The 16443-nt window shown below is 70.9% G+C and carries 19 protein-coding genes; 5 read left to right on the plus strand and 14 right to left on the minus strand.

What is annotated here, in order from left to right:
* Window positions 1–65: 65 nt before the first annotated feature.
* The 6 genes from treY to FB047_RS16840 all read right to left on the minus strand — a co-directional run bounded on the left by treY (window position 66) and on the right by FB047_RS16840 (window position 7065).
* Window positions 66–2471 (minus strand): malto-oligosyltrehalose synthase, encoded by a 2406-nt coding sequence (treY, locus tag FB047_RS04490; RefSeq protein ID WP_136586016.1) that lies wholly within the window; start codon window positions 2469–2471, stop codon window positions 66–68.
* A 5-nt stretch (window positions 2472–2476) separates the two neighbouring features.
* Window positions 2477–4690 (minus strand): glycogen debranching protein GlgX, encoded by a 2214-nt coding sequence (glgX, locus tag FB047_RS04495; RefSeq protein WP_136586436.1) that lies wholly within the window; start codon window positions 4688–4690, stop codon window positions 2477–2479.
* A 106-nt stretch (window positions 4691–4796) separates the two neighbouring features.
* The gene (locus tag FB047_RS04500) at window positions 4797–5291 is read right to left on the minus strand and encodes a glutaminase (protein ID WP_136586017.1); all 495 of its coding nucleotides are present in this window, start codon (window positions 5289–5291) and stop codon (window positions 4797–4799) included.
* The gene (locus tag FB047_RS04505; RefSeq protein WP_136586018.1) at window positions 5288–6145 is read right to left on the minus strand and encodes a transposase; all 858 of its coding nucleotides are present in this window, start codon (window positions 6143–6145) and stop codon (window positions 5288–5290) included. The genes FB047_RS04500 and FB047_RS04505 overlap by 4 nt, the downstream gene beginning before the upstream one ends.
* A gap of 47 nt (window positions 6146–6192) precedes the next feature.
* Entirely contained in the window at window positions 6193–6870 is a 678-nt protein-coding gene (locus FB047_RS04510; protein WP_136586019.1) for a GTP pyrophosphokinase, read from the minus strand.
* Window positions 6871–6912: 42 nt separating this feature from the next.
* The gene (locus tag FB047_RS16840) at window positions 6913–7065 is read right to left on the minus strand and encodes a hypothetical protein (protein ID WP_167494148.1); all 153 of its coding nucleotides are present in this window, start codon (window positions 7063–7065) and stop codon (window positions 6913–6915) included.
* 116 nt (window positions 7066–7181) lie between these two features.
* On the opposite strand from FB047_RS16840, the gene FB047_RS04515 reads away from it, so the two are divergent.
* Window positions 7182–7508, plus strand: coding sequence for a DUF7882 family protein (locus FB047_RS04515; RefSeq protein WP_136586020.1), 327 nt, complete (start codon window positions 7182–7184; stop codon window positions 7506–7508).
* A gap of 3 nt (window positions 7509–7511) precedes the next feature.
* On the opposite strand, the gene FB047_RS04520 is transcribed toward FB047_RS04515, so the two are convergent.
* The gene (locus FB047_RS04520; protein ID WP_055959437.1) at window positions 7512–7829 is read right to left on the minus strand and encodes a DUF7882 family protein; all 318 of its coding nucleotides are present in this window, start codon (window positions 7827–7829) and stop codon (window positions 7512–7514) included.
* Window positions 7830–7978: 149 nt separating this feature from the next.
* Between FB047_RS04520 and FB047_RS04525 the strand changes: the two genes are divergently transcribed.
* On the plus strand, window positions 7979–8290 hold the full coding sequence (locus FB047_RS04525; RefSeq protein ID WP_136586021.1) for a DUF7882 family protein: 312 nt from the start codon (window positions 7979–7981) through the stop codon (window positions 8288–8290).
* Window position 8291: 1 nt separating this feature from the next.
* On the opposite strand, the gene FB047_RS04530 is transcribed toward FB047_RS04525, so the two are convergent.
* The gene (locus tag FB047_RS04530) at window positions 8292–8546 is read right to left on the minus strand and encodes a three-helix bundle dimerization domain-containing protein (RefSeq protein ID WP_136586022.1); all 255 of its coding nucleotides are present in this window, start codon (window positions 8544–8546) and stop codon (window positions 8292–8294) included.
* Window positions 8547–8649: 103 nt separating this feature from the next.
* The gene (locus FB047_RS04535) at window positions 8650–9177 is read right to left on the minus strand and encodes a MarR family winged helix-turn-helix transcriptional regulator (RefSeq protein WP_136586023.1); all 528 of its coding nucleotides are present in this window, start codon (window positions 9175–9177) and stop codon (window positions 8650–8652) included.
* A gap of 149 nt (window positions 9178–9326) precedes the next feature.
* On the opposite strand from FB047_RS04535, the gene FB047_RS04540 reads away from it, so the two are divergent.
* On the plus strand, window positions 9327–9815 hold the full coding sequence (locus FB047_RS04540) for a MarR family winged helix-turn-helix transcriptional regulator (protein WP_136586024.1): 489 nt from the start codon (window positions 9327–9329) through the stop codon (window positions 9813–9815).
* 60 nt (window positions 9816–9875) lie between these two features.
* Here the strand turns inward: FB047_RS04540 and FB047_RS04545 are convergent, their stop codons facing one another.
* On the minus strand, window positions 9876–10115 hold the full coding sequence (locus FB047_RS04545) for a DUF3072 domain-containing protein (RefSeq protein WP_136586025.1): 240 nt from the start codon (window positions 10113–10115) through the stop codon (window positions 9876–9878).
* Window positions 10116–10193: 78 nt separating this feature from the next.
* Between FB047_RS04545 and FB047_RS04550 the strand changes: the two genes are divergently transcribed.
* Complete coding sequence (locus FB047_RS04550) at window positions 10194–11159, plus strand: alpha/beta fold hydrolase (protein ID WP_136586026.1); 966 nt, start codon at window positions 10194–10196, stop codon at window positions 11157–11159.
* A gap of 67 nt (window positions 11160–11226) precedes the next feature.
* The gene (locus tag FB047_RS04555; protein ID WP_136586027.1) at window positions 11227–12363 is read left to right on the plus strand and encodes an FUSC family protein; all 1137 of its coding nucleotides are present in this window, start codon (window positions 11227–11229) and stop codon (window positions 12361–12363) included.
* Window positions 12364–12409: 46 nt separating this feature from the next.
* Here the strand turns inward: FB047_RS04555 and FB047_RS04560 are convergent, their stop codons facing one another.
* From FB047_RS04560 to FB047_RS04575, 4 genes are read right to left on the minus strand one after another with little or no spacing between them, the layout of a single operon-like run.
* Entirely contained in the window at window positions 12410–13654 is a 1245-nt protein-coding gene (locus FB047_RS04560; RefSeq protein WP_136586028.1) for an ADP-dependent glucokinase/phosphofructokinase, read from the minus strand.
* Window positions 13655–13673: 19 nt separating this feature from the next.
* A complete protein-coding gene (locus tag FB047_RS04565; RefSeq protein ID WP_058622467.1) occupies window positions 13674–14537 on the minus strand; it encodes a ketose-bisphosphate aldolase in 864 nt (287 codons plus the stop codon).
* A 34-nt stretch (window positions 14538–14571) separates the two neighbouring features.
* Entirely contained in the window at window positions 14572–15471 is a 900-nt protein-coding gene (locus FB047_RS04570) for a carbohydrate ABC transporter permease (protein WP_240752622.1), read from the minus strand.
* 1 nt (window position 15472) lies between these two features.
* A complete protein-coding gene (locus FB047_RS04575; protein WP_136586029.1) occupies window positions 15473–16402 on the minus strand; it encodes a carbohydrate ABC transporter permease in 930 nt (309 codons plus the stop codon).
* Window positions 16403–16443: the final 41 nt, after the last annotated feature.

The raw sequence follows: 16443 nt of genomic DNA on the forward strand, positions 1-16443 counted from the left end.
GTGCCACAAAGTGTCGCTGCGGGGAGGCGTGAGGCGACACTTTTTGGCACCTCACGCGCTCGCGGTCAGAAGATCAGCAGGGCGACCGGGAGGAACGCCAGCAGATCGGAGAGAGGGGTCGCGCCGCCGGCGAACGAGCGGCCGGTCAGCACGTCGACCACGGGCGTGTCGGGCAGCAGCACGACCGTGTCGCGCCACCCGCCCGCGGCCTTCAGCCCGTGCGGCAGGCGCGTCGCGACGGTGAACACGCCCCCGCGATCGAACGCCACGACATGAGCGGATGCCACTCCCGCGGCCTCCAACGGACGGTAGATCTCGAGCGGGTGCTCTCGCCGCAGGCGCAGGGCGCGCGAAGTGACGAGGAGCTTGGCCGCACCCGTGGCGTCCACCGCCGGGAACGGGGCGCCGGGCGCGTCGAGCGCGGCGAGCAGGCGTCGGCGTTCGGCGAAGTCCACCGCGCGGCGGTTGTCGGGATCGACGAGGGACTGCTCCCACAGCTCCGAGCCCTGGTAGACGTCGGGGACGCCCGGACCCATGATCTGCAGCAGCTTGGCCGACAGGCCGTTCGACCAGCCCGCGGGTGAGATCTCGTCGACGAACGCGCGCACGCGCTCCGCGGCGGGACCGGTGGCCGCGTCGACGACCGCGTGCATGCGCTCCTCGAAGGCCTCGTCCTGCTCCCACCAGCCGGTGACTTCGCTCGCCTCGCGTGCGGCCTTCTCGGCGTAGGCGTGCAGGCGCTCCCGGTAGACCTTCAGACCCTCGGGCGTCGAGGCCGAAGCGGGCCAGGCTCCCACGATGGCCTGCCACAGCAGGTTGTCGAAGGGGCCGTGACCGGTCGAGGCGATGCCCTGGAACTCCGCGAGCCGCGCGGCCCAGGTCTCGGGGATCTCCGCGAGCACCGCGATGCGGGCGCGCGTGTCCTCGCCGCGCTTGGTGTCGTGCGTCGACAGCGTGGTCATGGCGGTGGGCCACGACGCGTGCCGCTGCGCCTGCGCGGTGTGGAACCCGGCGACGTCGAGCGAGAACTCGCCCGGGTCACCGCCGACCTCGGTGAGCGAGCCCAGCCGCGTGTAGCGGTAGAACGCCGTGTCCTCGACGCCCTTGGCCATCACGGGCCCGGTCGTCTGCTGGAACCGCCACGCGACCTCGAGACCCGTGTCGGCGAGCACCGGCACGAGCTTCTCGATCACGTCGCCGAGCTCGGGGCGGCGCACCTCGGCTTCGCCCGCGGCGGCGTCGAGGTGCGCCCGACCGGCGGGGAGGTAGGAGCGGTAGACGGGGAAGCACGCGAGGATCTCGGCGAGCGCGTCCTGCAGGACGTCGGCCTCGAACTCCTCGCGCAGCTCCACGGGCAGGCCCCGGACGAGGCGGCGGATCTCCGACACCTGGATCGAGTCGGCGATCTTGCGCTTGGTGTCGTGGATGAGGTCGTGCCAGCCCGTCAGCGGCGGGAGGTCGCTGTCGACGCGCAGCCGCGCGTCGAGGGCGTCGAGCGCCGCCTCGCCCGCGGGGTCGGTGAGGACGCGGTCGATCTCGGCGAGCGCGTCGTACCCGGTCGTGCCGGCGGTCTTCCACCACGAGGGCAGCGCCTCGCCGTGCTCGAGGATCTTCTCGCCGAGCACGTACCCGACCTCGCCGTCGCCGGCCTCCTCGAGCGCGACGGCGAGCCGGTCGAGGTACCCGCCGGGGTCGACGAGACCGTCGGGGTGGTCCACGCGCAGGCCGTCGGCCAGTCCCTCGCGCACCCAGCGCAGGATCTCGGCGTGCGTGGCGTCGAACACCTCGAGCAGCTCGACGCGCACGCCCGCGAGGGTGGTCACGGCGAAGAAGCGCCGGTAGTTGAGGTCGTCGGCCTCATCCTGCCAGAACCGCAGCTCGAAGTTCTGCGCGTTGAGGAGAGCCTCGATCGCCTCGCGCGAGCCCGAGGCCGCGGCATCCGTCCCCGTTCCCGGCGCGACCGGGAAGGCGTGCTCGTAGTAGCGGATCAGGCCGTCGGGCGCATCGTCCGCGGGCGTCGGGTCGTACGAGATCTCGCCGATCTCGTCGGCCAGGTCGGCGCCCAGGATCGGCACTCGCACCTTGCCGTCGCCGAACTCCCAGTCGATGTCGAACGACTCGGCGTGCGCCGAGGCACGGCCCTGACGCAGCACGTCCCACCACCACGCGTTGGCGCGCGGCTCCGAGACGCCCATGTGGTTCGGCACGATGTCGATCAGGATGCCGAGTTCCGCGGCCCGGGCGGCGCGGACGAACGTGTCGAGCCCCTCGGCGCCGCCGCGGGCGGGGTCCACGCGCGAGACGTCGACGACGTCGTAGCCGTGGTCCGACCCCGGGGTGGCTTCGAGCAGCGGCGAGAGGTACGCCCACGAGACCCCGAGGTCACGGAGGTATCCCGTGACCTCGGCGGCGTCGTCGAGGGTGAAGCTCTCGCGGATCTGCAGGCGGTAGGTCGAAAGCGGATGCCGCATCTCGCTCACATCTCCGGCTTGGGGGCTTGTCCGGGCAGGTCGTCGGTGCCGATCACCTGGATCTGCGCGGTGAGCGAGGCGGCGACGGAGTGGTCGACCTCGGGCTCGGGCAGGTGGTGCTCGCGCAGCACGATGAGCGACTTGGGCTCGAGCGGCAGCACCTCTCCGGGGTTGAGCGGCTCGGTGTTGGCCCGCTCCCCCGCCGTGTCGACGTACGCGTCCCACTTGGGGGCGTACTCGAAGTCGGGCAGCTGGAAGTCGACCTTGTCGTCACCGGCGTTGAACAGCACGAGGAAGTGGTCGTCGCTGATCGACTCTCCGCGACGGTCGCGCTCGCGGATGCCCTGGCCGTTGAGGAAGACCCCCACGGCGAGGCCGAAGCCGTTGTCCCAGTCCTCGGGCTGCATGAGCGAGCCGTCGGGACGCAGCCACACCACGTCGGGGATCGGCGCGCCCTCCTCCATCTTCACGGGGCGGCCGTCGAAGAAGCGGCTGCGACGGAAGGTGGGGTGCTGCTTGCGCAGTCGCGCGAGGGCCGCGGTGAACTCGATGAGCGGGGTGTCGATGTTGGACCAGTCCACCCAGGTGATCTCGTTGTCCTGGGCGTAGCCGTTGTTGTTGCCACCCTGCGTGCGACCGAGCTCGTCGCCGTGCAGCAGCATCGGCACGCCCTGGCTGAGCAGCAGCGTCGCGATGAAGTTGCGCTGCTGCTGGGCCCGGCGCTTCAGCACCTCGGGGTCGTCGGTGGGACCTTCGACGCCCATGTTGCTGGAGCGGTTGTGCGATTCGCCGTCGTTGTTGTCTTCGCCGTTGGCGTCGTTGTGCTTCTCGTTGTACGACACGAGGTCGCGCAGCGTGAAGCCGTCGTGCGCGGTGACGAAGTTGATGGATGCCACCGGGAACCGGCCGGAGTGCTCGTACAGGTCGGCCGAGCCGGTCAGGCGCGAGGCGAACTCGCCGAGGGCCTGCGGCTCACCGCGCCAGAAGTCGCGGACCGTGTCGCGGTACTTGCCGTTCCACTCCGTCCACTGGGGCGGGAAGTTGCCGACCTGGTAGCCGCCGGGGCCGACGTCCCACGGCTCGGCGATGAGCTTGACCTGCGAGACGATCGGGTCCTGCTGCACGAGCTCGAAGAAGGCCGCGAGGCGGTCGACCTCGTAGAACTCGCGGGCGAGGGTGGATGCCAGGTCGAAGCGGAATCCGTCGACGTGCATCTCCAGCACCCAGTAGCGCAGGGAGTCCATGATCAGCTGCAGCGTGTGGGGGTTGCCCACGTTCATGCTGTTGCCGGTGCCGGTGTAGTCGGTGTAGTAGCGCTTGTCGTCGTCTTCGAGGCGGTAGTACGCCTCGTTGTCGATACCGCGCATCGAGAGGGTCGGGCCCATGTGGTTGCCCTCGGCGGTGTGGTTGTAGACCACGTCGAGGATGACCTCGATGCCGGCGGCGTGGAGGGCCTTGACCATCGCCTTGAACTCCTGCACCTGCTGACCGTGGTCGCCGGTCGAGGAGTAGGTGTTCTGCGGGGCGAGGAACGCGATGGTGTTGTAGCCCCAGTAGTTCGACAGCCCCTTCTCTTCGAGGGTGGAGTCGTTGACGAACTGGTGCACGGGCATGAGCTCGATCGCGGTGACGCCGAGCTTGCGCAGGTGGTCGATGACGGCCGGGTGCGCGATGCCGGCGTAGGTGCCGCGCAGCTCCTCGGGCACGTCGGGGTGCAGCTGGGTGAGGCCCTTGACGTGGGCCTCGTAGATGAAGCTCTCCGCGTAGGGGATCTTGGGCTGACGGTCGCCCGACCAGTCGAAGAACGGGTTGATGACCACGCCCTTCATCATGTGCGGGGCGGAGTCCTCGTCGTTGAACGAGTCGGGGTCGCCGAACTCGTAGCTGAAGACGGGCTGTCCCCAGTCGATCTGGCCCTCGACGGCCTTGGCGTACGGGTCGAGCAGCAGCTTCGCGGGGTTGAAGCGCTTGCCGTTCGCGGGGTCGTACTCCCCGTGCACGCGGTAGCCGTAGCGCTGCCCCGGCTGGATGTTGGGGAGGTAGGCGTGCCAGACGTACGCGTCGACGTCGATCAGCTCGACGCACGTCTCCGTCCCCTCCTCGTCGAAGAGGCAGAGCTCGACTTTCTCGGCCCCCTCGCTGAACAGGGCGAAATTCGTCCCGTTACCGTCGTAAGTGGCCCCGAGGGGATAACTGGATCCTGGCCATACCTGCTGCACGTCGCTCACGATAGACCAGCGTCGTTTCCCCGAACCGACGGGGTCAGGCCTGTTGACACCCGCCCCACCCCCGACTATGCGCGCGGGTCTTTGTGCGCGCGGATGCTCACGCCCGCTCGGGCGGATGCCGCAGCAGCTCGACGCGCTCGTCGAGGTAGCGCGCGAGCGGCATCCAGCCCCCGGCCGCGCTCCACCGCACGAGCGCGTCGCCCTCGCGCAGGGCGAGCGGCCGCGACGCCGCGTCGAGGGCGGAGAGATCGATCGGATGCCATCCGAGGTGCACCGTCTCGCCCTCGGGCACGCCGCCGCGCGCGGCCGCCGCCGCGAGTTCGGCCCGGCGACGCTGGGACTCGGCGGCGAATCCGCGCCGCACCTCCGCGCGGGAGCGCACGATGTCGCCGGTCGCGAGCACCGCGTCGTCGGTCAGCAGCAGCACGCCGAGATGCCACGCGGTGCCGCGGGGCACGATGCGGGCGGCGCGCGGGATGCCGAGGAAGCGGCGCCCCTCCTGGAGGTCGCCGAGGCGTTCGCGCGGCGCGTCGACGAGACGCTCCCGCGCGGAGGCGAACAGGGCGGCGGCGTCGGTGCCTGTCCCGGTCATGCGTCGTCCCCCGCGTCTCGAGCCGCCTCCGCGCTCTCGAGGGCGCGCAGCGCCTCGCGCACGGCGGTCTCGGCGTCGTGTCTCGCGCTCTCGCGCTCGCGCTGCTCCTCGTCCGCCGCGGCGGCCTCGGCCTCGGCCCGGCGCAGCTCCGCGCGCAGACCGTCGACGCGGGCGTGGACGCGGTCGGCGTGCTCGCGCGCGGCGGCGAGGCGCGTGTCCGCGGTGGACCGCGCGCGCTCGGCCTCCGCCCGGGCGCGCTCGGCCTCGCGCACCGCCCGCTCCGCGGCCTTGCGCGCACGGCGTGCGGCGAGGTCGTCGCGCGGCGCCTGCTCCGGGGCCGGGACGGCGTCGGGCACCGATCCGGCGACCGCGTCGACGAGCGACCCCGGGTCGAGGGCGGCCAGGTCGATCGCGGTGACCAGCCGCCCCGTCAGCACGGCCGCCGCGGCGGCCGGATCGACCACCGCCGCGTTGACGGTCTTCTCGACCGCGTCCGTCACCGCCGCGCTCAGCGGCGTCCCCGCCTCGGAGGCCAGGTCGCCCGCGCGCCGCGCGAGCGCGGTCACCAGCTGCCGGCGCTGCCGTCCCAGTCGGGCCAGCTCCGCGGCATCCAGATCGTCCTGCGCCTCGTGCAGGGCCCGCGAGAGCTCGACGGCTTCGCCGAGCTGTCCGTCGCGCACGAGCAGATTGACCGCCCACGCGGCGACCGTGGGCTTGCGCAGCTTCGCGATGCGGCGACCGAGGTCGCCCCCGGCGGACGCGGCCCGCGCCGCGCGCGCGGCGGTGAAGCGGGAGGGAGGCAGAGCGAGCAGTTCGGCGGCGGCCTCGTCGAGGCGGGCGGCGTCGTCGCTCATCCCCCCATTGTGCCCGTCGTGCCGCATCGGCGCGGCGGCACGACCCCTCAGAGCGAGACGATCCCGGGCCGCGGTCCGCGGATCTCGCGGTGCAGCCGCTCCATCCGGGCATCGAGCTCGGCCGCGGTGTCGGCGGCGTTCTTCAGCTCGGCGAGCAGATCGTCGGGCACGAGGCGGTCGTACTTGTAGTAGATCTTGTGCTCGAGACTCGCCCAGAAATCCATGGCGATCGTGCGGAACTGCACCTCGACCGGCACGTCGACCCGCCCCGTCGACAGGTACACCGGCACCTCGACGATCACGTGCAGGCTCTTGTACCCGTTGGCCTTCGGCTCGGCGATGTAGTCCTTGACGTCGCGCACCGTGATGTCGTCCTGCCGCGTCAGCAGCTCGGACAGACGGTAGGCGTCGTCGACGAAGCTGCACGTGATGCGGATCCCGGCGATGTCGGTGATCGCCGCGCGGATGGAGTCGAAGTCGGTCTCGATCCCCTTGCGCCGCACCTTGTCGACGAGGCTGTCCGGCGACTTCACGCGACTCGAGACGTGCTCGATCGGGTTGTAGGCGTGCATCTCCTGGAACTCTTCGCGCAGGATCGAGATCTTCGTCTCGACCTCGGCGAGCCCGAAGCGGTACTCCATGAGGAAGCGTTGGAACTCGTCGCGCAGCGCTCGCAGGGCGGCACCGGAGACGGTGATCTGCTGATCGTCCAGCGGGTCCGACATGCTCCGACGCTAACCCCGACGACTACGAGGTCGCTGGGAGCGTCACGCGGGCGGTCCGGGGCGCGGCGGCTCGGAGGCCCGCGGGACGAGCTCGCCGTCCACGACGTCGATACCGATCAGACCCTGGAAGACCTCGGGGAGATCATCGGGTTCGCCCGCCGGTTCGGGATTCCGAGGGGTGGGGGGATGTGTCACGGCGCCTCCTTCCGTGCATTCCCTCCACTGTCTCAGGGGGCGGCCGCGCGGGCGGTGGTCTTGACACCGGATCGGGGGCGGCGTATCCCGAGGCGCCCTGGCGTATCGTGAAGCCCATGGGGACCATTCACTACGGCGGAAGCGGCACCACGGTGCACATCGAGGACCGCGCTCTGGCCCACCTGAAAGTCGTGATCTCGACCAAGCTCCGCCGCGGCGAGAGCTTCACCCTGTCGTGGCGTCACCGCGACGACGAGGAGCGCGGACGCAGCACGCTGTGGCTGCACCCCGCCATCCCCCTGCGCTTCGTGTTCGACGACGCCGAGCCGACCACCCTGAGCCGGGAGTGGATCGAGCGTCTCGCCGACTCCGCGAACTCCTCCGGTGGCATCATGCTCGTCCCCGAGGACGTCACGCCCGCCCAGGACGCCGAGAAGCGCTAGGGGTCAGCCCTCTTCGACGTGGGCGTCTTCGCTCGGCTCGGGCGTGATGGCCAGACCGTTGGGGCCGGATGCCGCGAGCATGAGGTCTTCGACCCACACGCGGTTGATGCGGGGCTGCCGGCTGCCGTAGAAGTGGAACTGGATCGGCACCGAGGGGTGCATCCAGAAGCTGCGACGGCCGCTGCCGTCGCCGACCTCGACGTCGAACATGAACGACTCCGAGCGGCGCAGCTTGTTCATCACCACGATGCGCAGGTGCGCGAGCGTGCGGTCATCGATGTCGACGGCGTTCGCGACGGTGTCGTAGATGAATCGGCCCATGCGCAGAAGCCTAGTCGAGGAACGCAGCGTCGTCCGTGAAGCGCGTCGCCCCCGATCGCCGACCACGGCGGGCACGCCCGGGATGCCACGCCCCCGCGCGCGGGGCAACCCCGGCCCCCGTCGGGCGTGGGGGCGACTAACGTGCCCGTGTGGGAACGCTCTACTACGGCGACGTCGCTACGCCGATCGAGATCGAGGATCGTGCTCTCGCGCACGTCAAGGTGGTCATCGCGACCAAGCTCCGGCGGGGGGAGAGCTTCACCCTGTCGTGGACGCACGGTCCCGGCCAGGAGGTGGGCCGCAGCACGGTCTGGCTGCACCCGTCGATCCCGCTGAGGTTCGTGTTCGACGACCCCGAGCCCGCGCTGCTCAGCCGGGCGTGGATCGAAGCCCTCGCGACGTCGGCGAACTCGTCGGGTGGCCTGCTCCTCGTCCCCGAGCCGGATCATCCCGGCGCCTGAGTCAGACGAGCGGCTGGTCGAGGATCTCGCGAGCGCCCTCTTCGACCGCGGTGGGGACGACCAGCGGCCGACCGGCCGAGAAGGCCTCCCACTCGCGCAGCACGACGGTCTCGATGTGCGCGGGGTCCTCGTCGGGGTAGTCCGCGCGCAGACGATCGATCACCCCGCGGAACGAGGCGACCTCGACCCCGTCGACCACGTGCGCGGCCTCGGACGCGCGCGCGGACGGCATCCGATCCACCGCGCTCTCGTCCATGACCTCATGGTTTCACGACCGCGCCGGGCGGCCTAATGCTGCGCGGGAAAGAAGGCCGCCTACCTTCTTAGGGGCCGATGCTTCCCGCGCGGTCGCGACGGCTTCAGCGAGCGGCCTCGGCCTCCACCGGGTGCGGGTCGACCTGGTCGACGGCATCCTGGAGCCGGCCCAGGCAGGCGATGACCGCGGAGCTCTCTTCGGGGGTCATGTCGACGACGGCCGCCATCATGCGCGCGTGCATCGACCCCAGGGTGGCGCGCACCTCTTCGTCGCTCGCGGCGGTCGCGACGATGAAGATGCTGCGCCGGTCGCTCGGGTGAGGCACGCGCGTGACGTGACCCGACTTCTCGAGCCGGTCGACGATCGCGGTCGTCGACGCCGTGGAGACGCCGAGATAGCGGGTGAGCTCGCTCGGCGACACCTGGCGGTTCTGGCCGGCGGCCTTCAACAGGTAGCGCAGGACGAGCAGCTCGTTCTCGCCCATCGACATGGACTCGCGCGTGCGCCGGCGCATCGCGACCTCGGCGGCGCGGTAGACGCGGAACGCCTGCAGCACGTCGACGGCCCGGCGACGACGGTCTTCTTCGCTCGCGCCGTACCAGTAGCGCGACGTCTCGGACCCGTTTTCCACCAGGGCATCTTATGACAGGGGCCCGCGTCCAGCCCCCTGCCGGTGCGCATGGCGGACAGGTACGATGGTAAGTAGATCAGCTACCTACTCGACAGTCGCCTTGATCGCCTGTCGAGACACTAGCGCACCGAGAGACAACGGGGAGGGACATGAGCGACACGGCATCGACGGACGACGTCGTCAAAGCCCTCAACGACCTCACCGACTCGGGCGTGGCATCCGAGCGCGTCGCCCTGCAGTCCCTGGGCATCGGCCCCAACGACGCCAAGGTCCTGCGCTTCCTCCTCCAGCGCCTGCCCGACGACGAGCCGGTCACCCCGCGCATGCTCGCGAGCATGCTGGGGATCTCGTCGGCGGCCACCACGGCGCTGATCGACCGCCTCGCCGAAGCGGGGTGGGTCGAGCGCGAGCCCTACCCCGGAGATCGTCGATCGATCGTCGTCCGCGAGACGATCGACGCGTCGTCCCCCGCCCGGCGCATCCTCTCGGTGCGGCGGGCCTCCGCGGTCGCCGCCGCGGCGAAGCTCGGTCCGGCCGAGCGTCGGATCGTCGCCGACTTCCTCGACGACATCGCGCGAGGCGAGCGGGAGGACATCGACGACATGACCGCGGACGCCGGGGCGTCGCACACGGCCTGATCGGCTCGCGCGGGACGCCCCGGCCCTCGTGCACCGGTATCGGACCGGTGCCGCGGCGGCTCACTCGGTGGAGCGGCCGGTCTCGTTCTGCAGGCGGTCGATCTGCTCCGAGGCCTCGGCCTTGGTGAGGTCGGCCGGGACCTCCTCGCCCGCCTCGCGGGCCAGGGTGTCGAGGTAGCTGCGCTGGGGCGCGGTCATCGGCTCGTCGCCGGTGACCCAGTCGGACGGGTCCTTCTCGGCGGGGTTGTCGCCCTCGCGGACGGCACCCAGGGTCTCTTCTTCGCGGGAGGTATCGCTCATTCCGGCAGGCTAGGCGCCGCGGTGGGCGCGGACCCCGGGATTGACAGGTCGCCCAGCCGGATACGGCATCCTGGTCCGATGGCCTCCGACCCCCGCCCCGTCGACGTGCAGGTCGAGACGTACCGTGCGGCGGGCGTGCGCACGCGGGTGACGCGCGTGTCGTCCGGCGCCGGGTCGCAGCGCCCGTTCGTCCTCATCGCGGGCATCGGGGTCGCCTCGACCTACTTCGAGTTCCTCGCGCCGCTGCTCGCCGAGGACGGCGACGTCTACGCCCTCGACCTCCCCGGATTCGCCGGGGTGCCGGCATCCGGGCAGCCGCCCACCGCCGCCTTCTTCGCCGACCAGGTCGAGGGGGTGCTCGACCACTACGGCCTGGCCGACCCCGTGCTCATCGGGCACTCGATGGGCACTCAGGTCGTGACCGAGGTTCTCGCCCGTCGACCCGCGCTCTCGCACGCCGTGCTGGTGAGCCCGGTCGTCGACGAAGCCGAGTCGGGCGCCCTCGTCCAGGCCGTGCGCTTCGTGCAGTCGACCGTGCGCGAATCGCTGCACATCGCCCTGCTCGCCCTCTCGGCCTACCTGCTGTGCGGTCTGCTCTACTTCCTCGAGACCCTCCCGCACATGCTGCGCTACCGCATCTCGGACCGGATCGGCGCGGGCCGGGCCACCCTGCTCCTCGTGCGCGGCGAGTTCGACCGCCCGTCGCCGCGACGCCTGCACTCGCGCCTCGTCGCGCGCGCCCGGTCGGCGCGACGGTGGGAGATCGAGGGGGCCGCGCACTGCGTGGTCAACAGCCACGCCGTGGGCGTCGCGCGTCTCGTGAAGCGCCACATCGCCGACGACCTTCCGGCGAAGGGGCGGATGCCGGCGGACGAGGCCGCGGTCCCGCCCGCTCGTCACGCCGACGTGCGCATGGTGCTCGGCGCCGTCGCCAGCCGACTCGCGGAGTGGGTAAGCGCCGCGCGCAACGACGACGACGGCGTGGAGCAGGCGAAGGCCCGGCACGCGCACGTGCTGTGGGACGCCTACCGCCCCGGCCGCTGACCTAACCCGCAGCCGCAAGCGGGGCAACCCCCGGGACACCGGCTCGTCCGCAACCGAGCATGGACACGTGCCGACTCGCCCCCGCACGCGCTCCGCGCGCCGGACCGTCCCGCCCGCGCTCGATCCTCGACGATGGTGGGCGGATGCCGTCACGGCCGATCGGCTGCTGCTGGCGGCAAAGACCGCCGCTGCCGCGGCCCTCGCCTGGTACCTGGCGCCCCTCGTCCCGTTCGCGCAGAGCGAGTACTCGTACTACGCGCCGCTCGGCGTGCTCGTGAGCATGTACCCGACCGTGGCCCGCTCGGCCTCCAGCGGCGTTCAGGCCGTCGTGGGTCTGGCACTCGGCATCGGCCTGGGCCTCGTCTCGCTCGCCGTGGTGGGCACGGGTCTGCCGCGCATCGTCGCGGTCGCCACCGTGATCCTCGTCGGCGTGCTCCTCGCGGGGGTGCGCGCGCTCGGCGTCGGCCGCGACTGGGTCGCCGTCGCCGGTCTCTTCGTGCTCCTGCTGGGCGGGGCCGACCCCGACGGCTACTCGTCGTCGTACCTCATGACGATGGCCTTCGGAGTGCTCGTGGGCGTCGTGGTGAACCTCGTCGTCGTCCCTCCGCTGCGCGTCGAGCGGGCCGACGATCGCCTCACCCGACTGCGCGACGATCTGGGCGACGCCCTGCACCGCATCGCCGACGCCCTCGCCGGCCACGCCTTCGACCCCTCCGCCGCGGACGAGGCGACCGCGGGCCTCACGGGCACGCTGACCGACGTGCGCGAGGAGGTGGAGCTGGCCGATGAGAGCCGCCGCTACAACCCCCGCGGGCGCCGACTGCAGGCCCCGCGCGACCTCGGGCGGCGACGCCTCGACGCGCTCACCGGCACCGCCGACGCCACGCGCGAACTGGCCGCCGCCCTGACACGGCTCACGGGCGGATCCGACGTCGACGCGCGCCTCCCCGACGAGGCGCGCCGCGTCCTCGCCGAGGCCGTCCGCGCGGTGGCGCGACTGGTGACCACCCCTCCCGAGCCCGAGGGCACCGCCGCTCAGCTGCGCGAGTCCGAGGCCGCGCTCACCGCCTACACGCGGCACCTCCGACGGGTGGACGCCGACGACGAACCCCTCGACGCGTGGGAGGCCGCGGTCGCGCTGCGCCGAGTCATCGCGGCGTGCGGCCCGTTCTCCGACCCCGACGCCGCGACCGCCACGCGCTGAACCGCGCACCCGCCGCCGGGGCGGCCGGCGCATCTCGGCGCGCGGCTCAACGCGCGATCGTCGCCGCCGCGTCGAGAGCCCGCTCGAGGGCGACCGCGGTCGCGCGGCGGGCCGCGGAGGGAACCGCCGCCAGGAACCCGCCGACGAAGGTGTCGCCGAGGCCGATCGTGGTGGGATGCGGGGTGTCGACCACGTGCGCGGCGACGCCGATCGCCGGCAACCGCCGCTCGGCGGCGGCGACCACCGCCGCTCCCCCGGCGTGACGCGCGAGGCGCGCCGTGTCGTCGAGGTGGGCCGCGGTGCACGCATCACCCCACCGGTAGCGCGCGGCCGCGGTGCGCACCGCACTGTCGAGGGCGGCCCGATGGATCGCGGCCCGCGGCCCCACCGCGATCGCCCAGTACTTCGTGTGCACCACGAGCGCCGGAGCCGGGATGAGCTCGTGCGCCTCGGCGAGCGCCGCGACGACGTCGTCGGGGTCGAGCAGGTCGACCGCGCGGCCGAGGTACTCCTGCAGTTCGTCTTCGTTCATGCCGTACACGTCGATGCGCGAGAGCAGGCGCGCACGCACGACGGCCGACAGCTCGCGCCGGTAGAACCCGGCGTCCTCGTAGTAGACGAGAGCCTCCGCGGGGAGCCTCTCCATCGCCGCGACGAGGTCGTCGAGCCGGTGGGCGAGCAGGTCGGCATCCTGCATCGTGTTGAACCCCGACACCAGGAAGGCCGCGGCGTCCGCGAGCGCGTCGCCGAGGGCGGGGGCGATCGCCATCTCGCGGTTCGGGGCGTCGTTGGCGAAGATGATCCGGTTCGACGAGGGCGCGCTCACCTCCCCGTCGAGAAGACGCACGATCGCGCCCGCGGGGTACTGCACGATCAGGTGCGGGTCGAGCGTGTCGCGCGTGGCCGACGACACCACGCGCATCGACCGCGGGAGCAGCCGCCGCACCGTTTCGTCGATGCTCACGAGGTGCTGCACGGTCGGGACGCCGATGCGGTCGAGGGCGATCCCGGCCCGCACCCCCGTCCCCCCGAGGGTGGTCTCGACCTCGAAGTGCGCGGCGAAGCGCTCGACGATGTCGCTGGACAGGACGAAGCGCTCGCCTCCCCCGCCCGTGGCGAGGAAGGCGAGCACCGTCACGACGAGCGCCCGCTCGTCGATGATCGGCGTCGTGGTGGTCAGCTCGTCGGAACGGATGCCGTACCCCTCCGCGAGCGCGGACAGGACGGCGGCATCCCATCGGATCTCGTAGTCGACGGTGCCGCCGAGTCCGAGGACGAGGTCATCTGCCATGGCGCCGATCATCCTCCGGTCAGTACAGGTCGGCCTTGCCGGCGGCGCCGAACAGGTCGATCTTCTCGGCCGCGGTCACCTTCATCGCCGCGATGCACTCGGGCTGGATCGCGTTGGGCTCGCGCAGGCGCCGGTCGGTGCCGAGCACCTCGCGCATGCGGTCGTGGTACGCCACCTTGATGTCGCTCGAGATGTTGATCTTGTTGATGCCGAGCGACACGGCGCGCGAGAGCTCGGCATCCGGGTTGCTGGATCCGCCGTGCAGCACCAGCGGGATGCCGACGGCCGCCTTGATCTGCTCGAGCAGATCGTGGCGCAGCTCGGGGTTCTTGTCGGAGGGGTAGAGCCCGTGCGAGGTGCCGATGGCGATCGCGAGGCTGTCGACGCCGGTCTGCTCGACGAAGCGCACCGCGTCGTCGACGTTCGTGTAGATGATCTCGGCCGCACCCGACTCGCCGTAGCTGTCGTTCGCGCCGATCGTGCCGAGCTCGCCCTCGACCTGCACGCCCACGGCGTGCGCCGCCTCGACGACCTTGCGGGTCAGGGCGACGTTCTGCTCGAACGGCTCCAGCGACGCGTCGATCATGACCGAGGTGAAGCCCGCCTGGATCGCGGCGACGATCTGCTCGTACGTTCCGCCGTGGTCCCAGTGGATCGCGACGGGGACGCTCGAGCGGTGCGCGCGGGCGTGCATCGCGGGGATGAGGTCGGTCGTGATGTGCGAGACCTCGTCGGGGTGGATGGCGATGATGACCGGAGCGTTCTTCTCCTCGCTGATGTCCATGATCCCGGTGAACATCGCCCAGTCGCTGATGTTGAAGGCCGGGATGGCGAAGCTGTGGGCGTTCGCCACGTCGAGGATGGACTTGCCGGTGTAAAGCACGGATTTCTCCTTGTTCGGGGTTGGGTAGGCGGGATCAGCTCTTCACGGAGCCGGCCGTGAGGCCGCTGATGAAGAAGCGTTGGAAGAAGAGGAAGAGCACCAGCACCGGGATCGAGCCGAGGATGCTCATCGCCATGATCTGGTTCCACTCGTAGGAGTGCTGTCCCATGAGCAGCTGGATGCCGATGGGCACCGTGCGCATGTCGATCGTGCGCGTGAGGGTGAGCGCGAACAGGAACTCGTTCCACGCGATCATGAAGGTGTAGATGCCGACCGACACGATGCCCGGGATCGAGATCGGCACGAGGACGCGCCACAGGGCGGTGAAGGAGCCGGCCCCGTCGACGCGGACGGCCTCGTCGAGCTCCTTGGGGAGTGTGTTGAAGTAGCCGGTCATCATGATGATCGCGTAGGGCAGCGTGAACACCATGTAGGTGAAGATCAGGCCCGGGTAGGTGTTGTACAGCCCCAGCCCGACCATCAGGCCGAAGTACGGGATGAGCAGCGTGATCGGCGGCACCGCCTGGACGCTGACGATGATGACGTTGACGATGCGCTTGCCGCGGAACTCGAAGCGGCTGAACGCGTACGCGGCCTGGATGGCGACGAGCAGCGTCAGGATCGTCACGGCCCCGGCCACGACGTAGCTGTTGATGAAGAACCGCACCGTCTCGGGGTTGGTGAAGATCGACGCGTACGCGTCGAACGAGAAGGTGTCGGTGATCAGGCGCGGCGGCAGCTCGAAGATCTGCGTGTTCGACTTGAACGAACTCGACAGCATCCACAGCACGGGACCGGCGGCGAAGACCGCTCCGATCAGCAGGCCGACGAGCACGCCGACCTGGGCGAGACGGCGACGCGTGCGGCTGTTCGTCGTGCGCCGGGGCGCGGGTGCGGCCGCGGTGCGCGGCCGCGCGGGGGTGGTCAGGGCCATGTCAGTCCCTCGCCTTCTGGTGGCGGACATAGAGCACCGCGATGATCATCGACATCGCCAGCACCAGCACCGCCGAGGTGGATGCCATGGAGAAGTCGTACTTCGCGAACGCGAGCTTGTAGGTGAAGGTGCTGAGCATCTCGGTGACGTCGATGGGACCGCCGCCCGTGGTCAGCCAGATGAGGGCGAACTGCTGGGAGGTCCAGATGAGGTCGAGCAGCACGAGGCTGACGATGATCGGACGCAGCTGCGGGACGGTGACGTTCCAGAACCGCTGCGCGGGGCTCGCCCCGTCGACGGTGGCGGCCTCGTACAGGTCGCTCGGGATGCCCTGCAGGCCCGCGAGCAGGCTGACCATGAAGAACGGGTAGCCGGCCCAGATGTTGATGAAGGTGACCGTGCCGAGGGCCAGCTGCGGCGACGCGAGCCACTCGATGTTCGTGTTCAGGAGGAAGTTGACGATGCCGTTCGGGGCGAGCAGCATGCGCCACAGCACCGCGATGACGGCGACCGTGAACAGCCAGGGGAGCACGTAGAGGCCGCGGAACACGGCGCGGGGCACGGCGCCGATGAGCCGGCTGTTCAGCAGCATCGCGAAGGTGAGGCCCAGGACGAGGTGAGCGGCGACGCTGGTCAACGTGAAGAAGAGGGTGTTGCCCGTGGCCTTCCAGAAGCCCGGGTCGGTGAGGATCGCGACGTAGTTGTCTACGCCCACCAGGTCGGGGCTCTTGTTCAGGATGACGTTGTCCTGGAACGAGTAGCCGATGACCATGACGATCGGGACGATCATCAGGACGAACAGCAGGATCAGGGTGGGCGACAGGAAGACGTACGCCTCGCCGGCCTTGCGGAGCTGGCGGGTGCGGCGCGAGGCGGGTCGTCCGGTGACGATCACCTCGGTGTCGGGGGGAGTGAGAGTGCGCATGGTCATGGTGTGCGGCTTTCGATGAGCGGGATGCCGCACCACCCGCG

Source organism: Microbacterium hydrothermale (genome assembly GCF_004854025.1).
Taxonomy (GTDB): Bacteria; Actinomycetota; Actinomycetes; order Actinomycetales; family Microbacteriaceae; genus Microbacterium; species Microbacterium hydrothermale.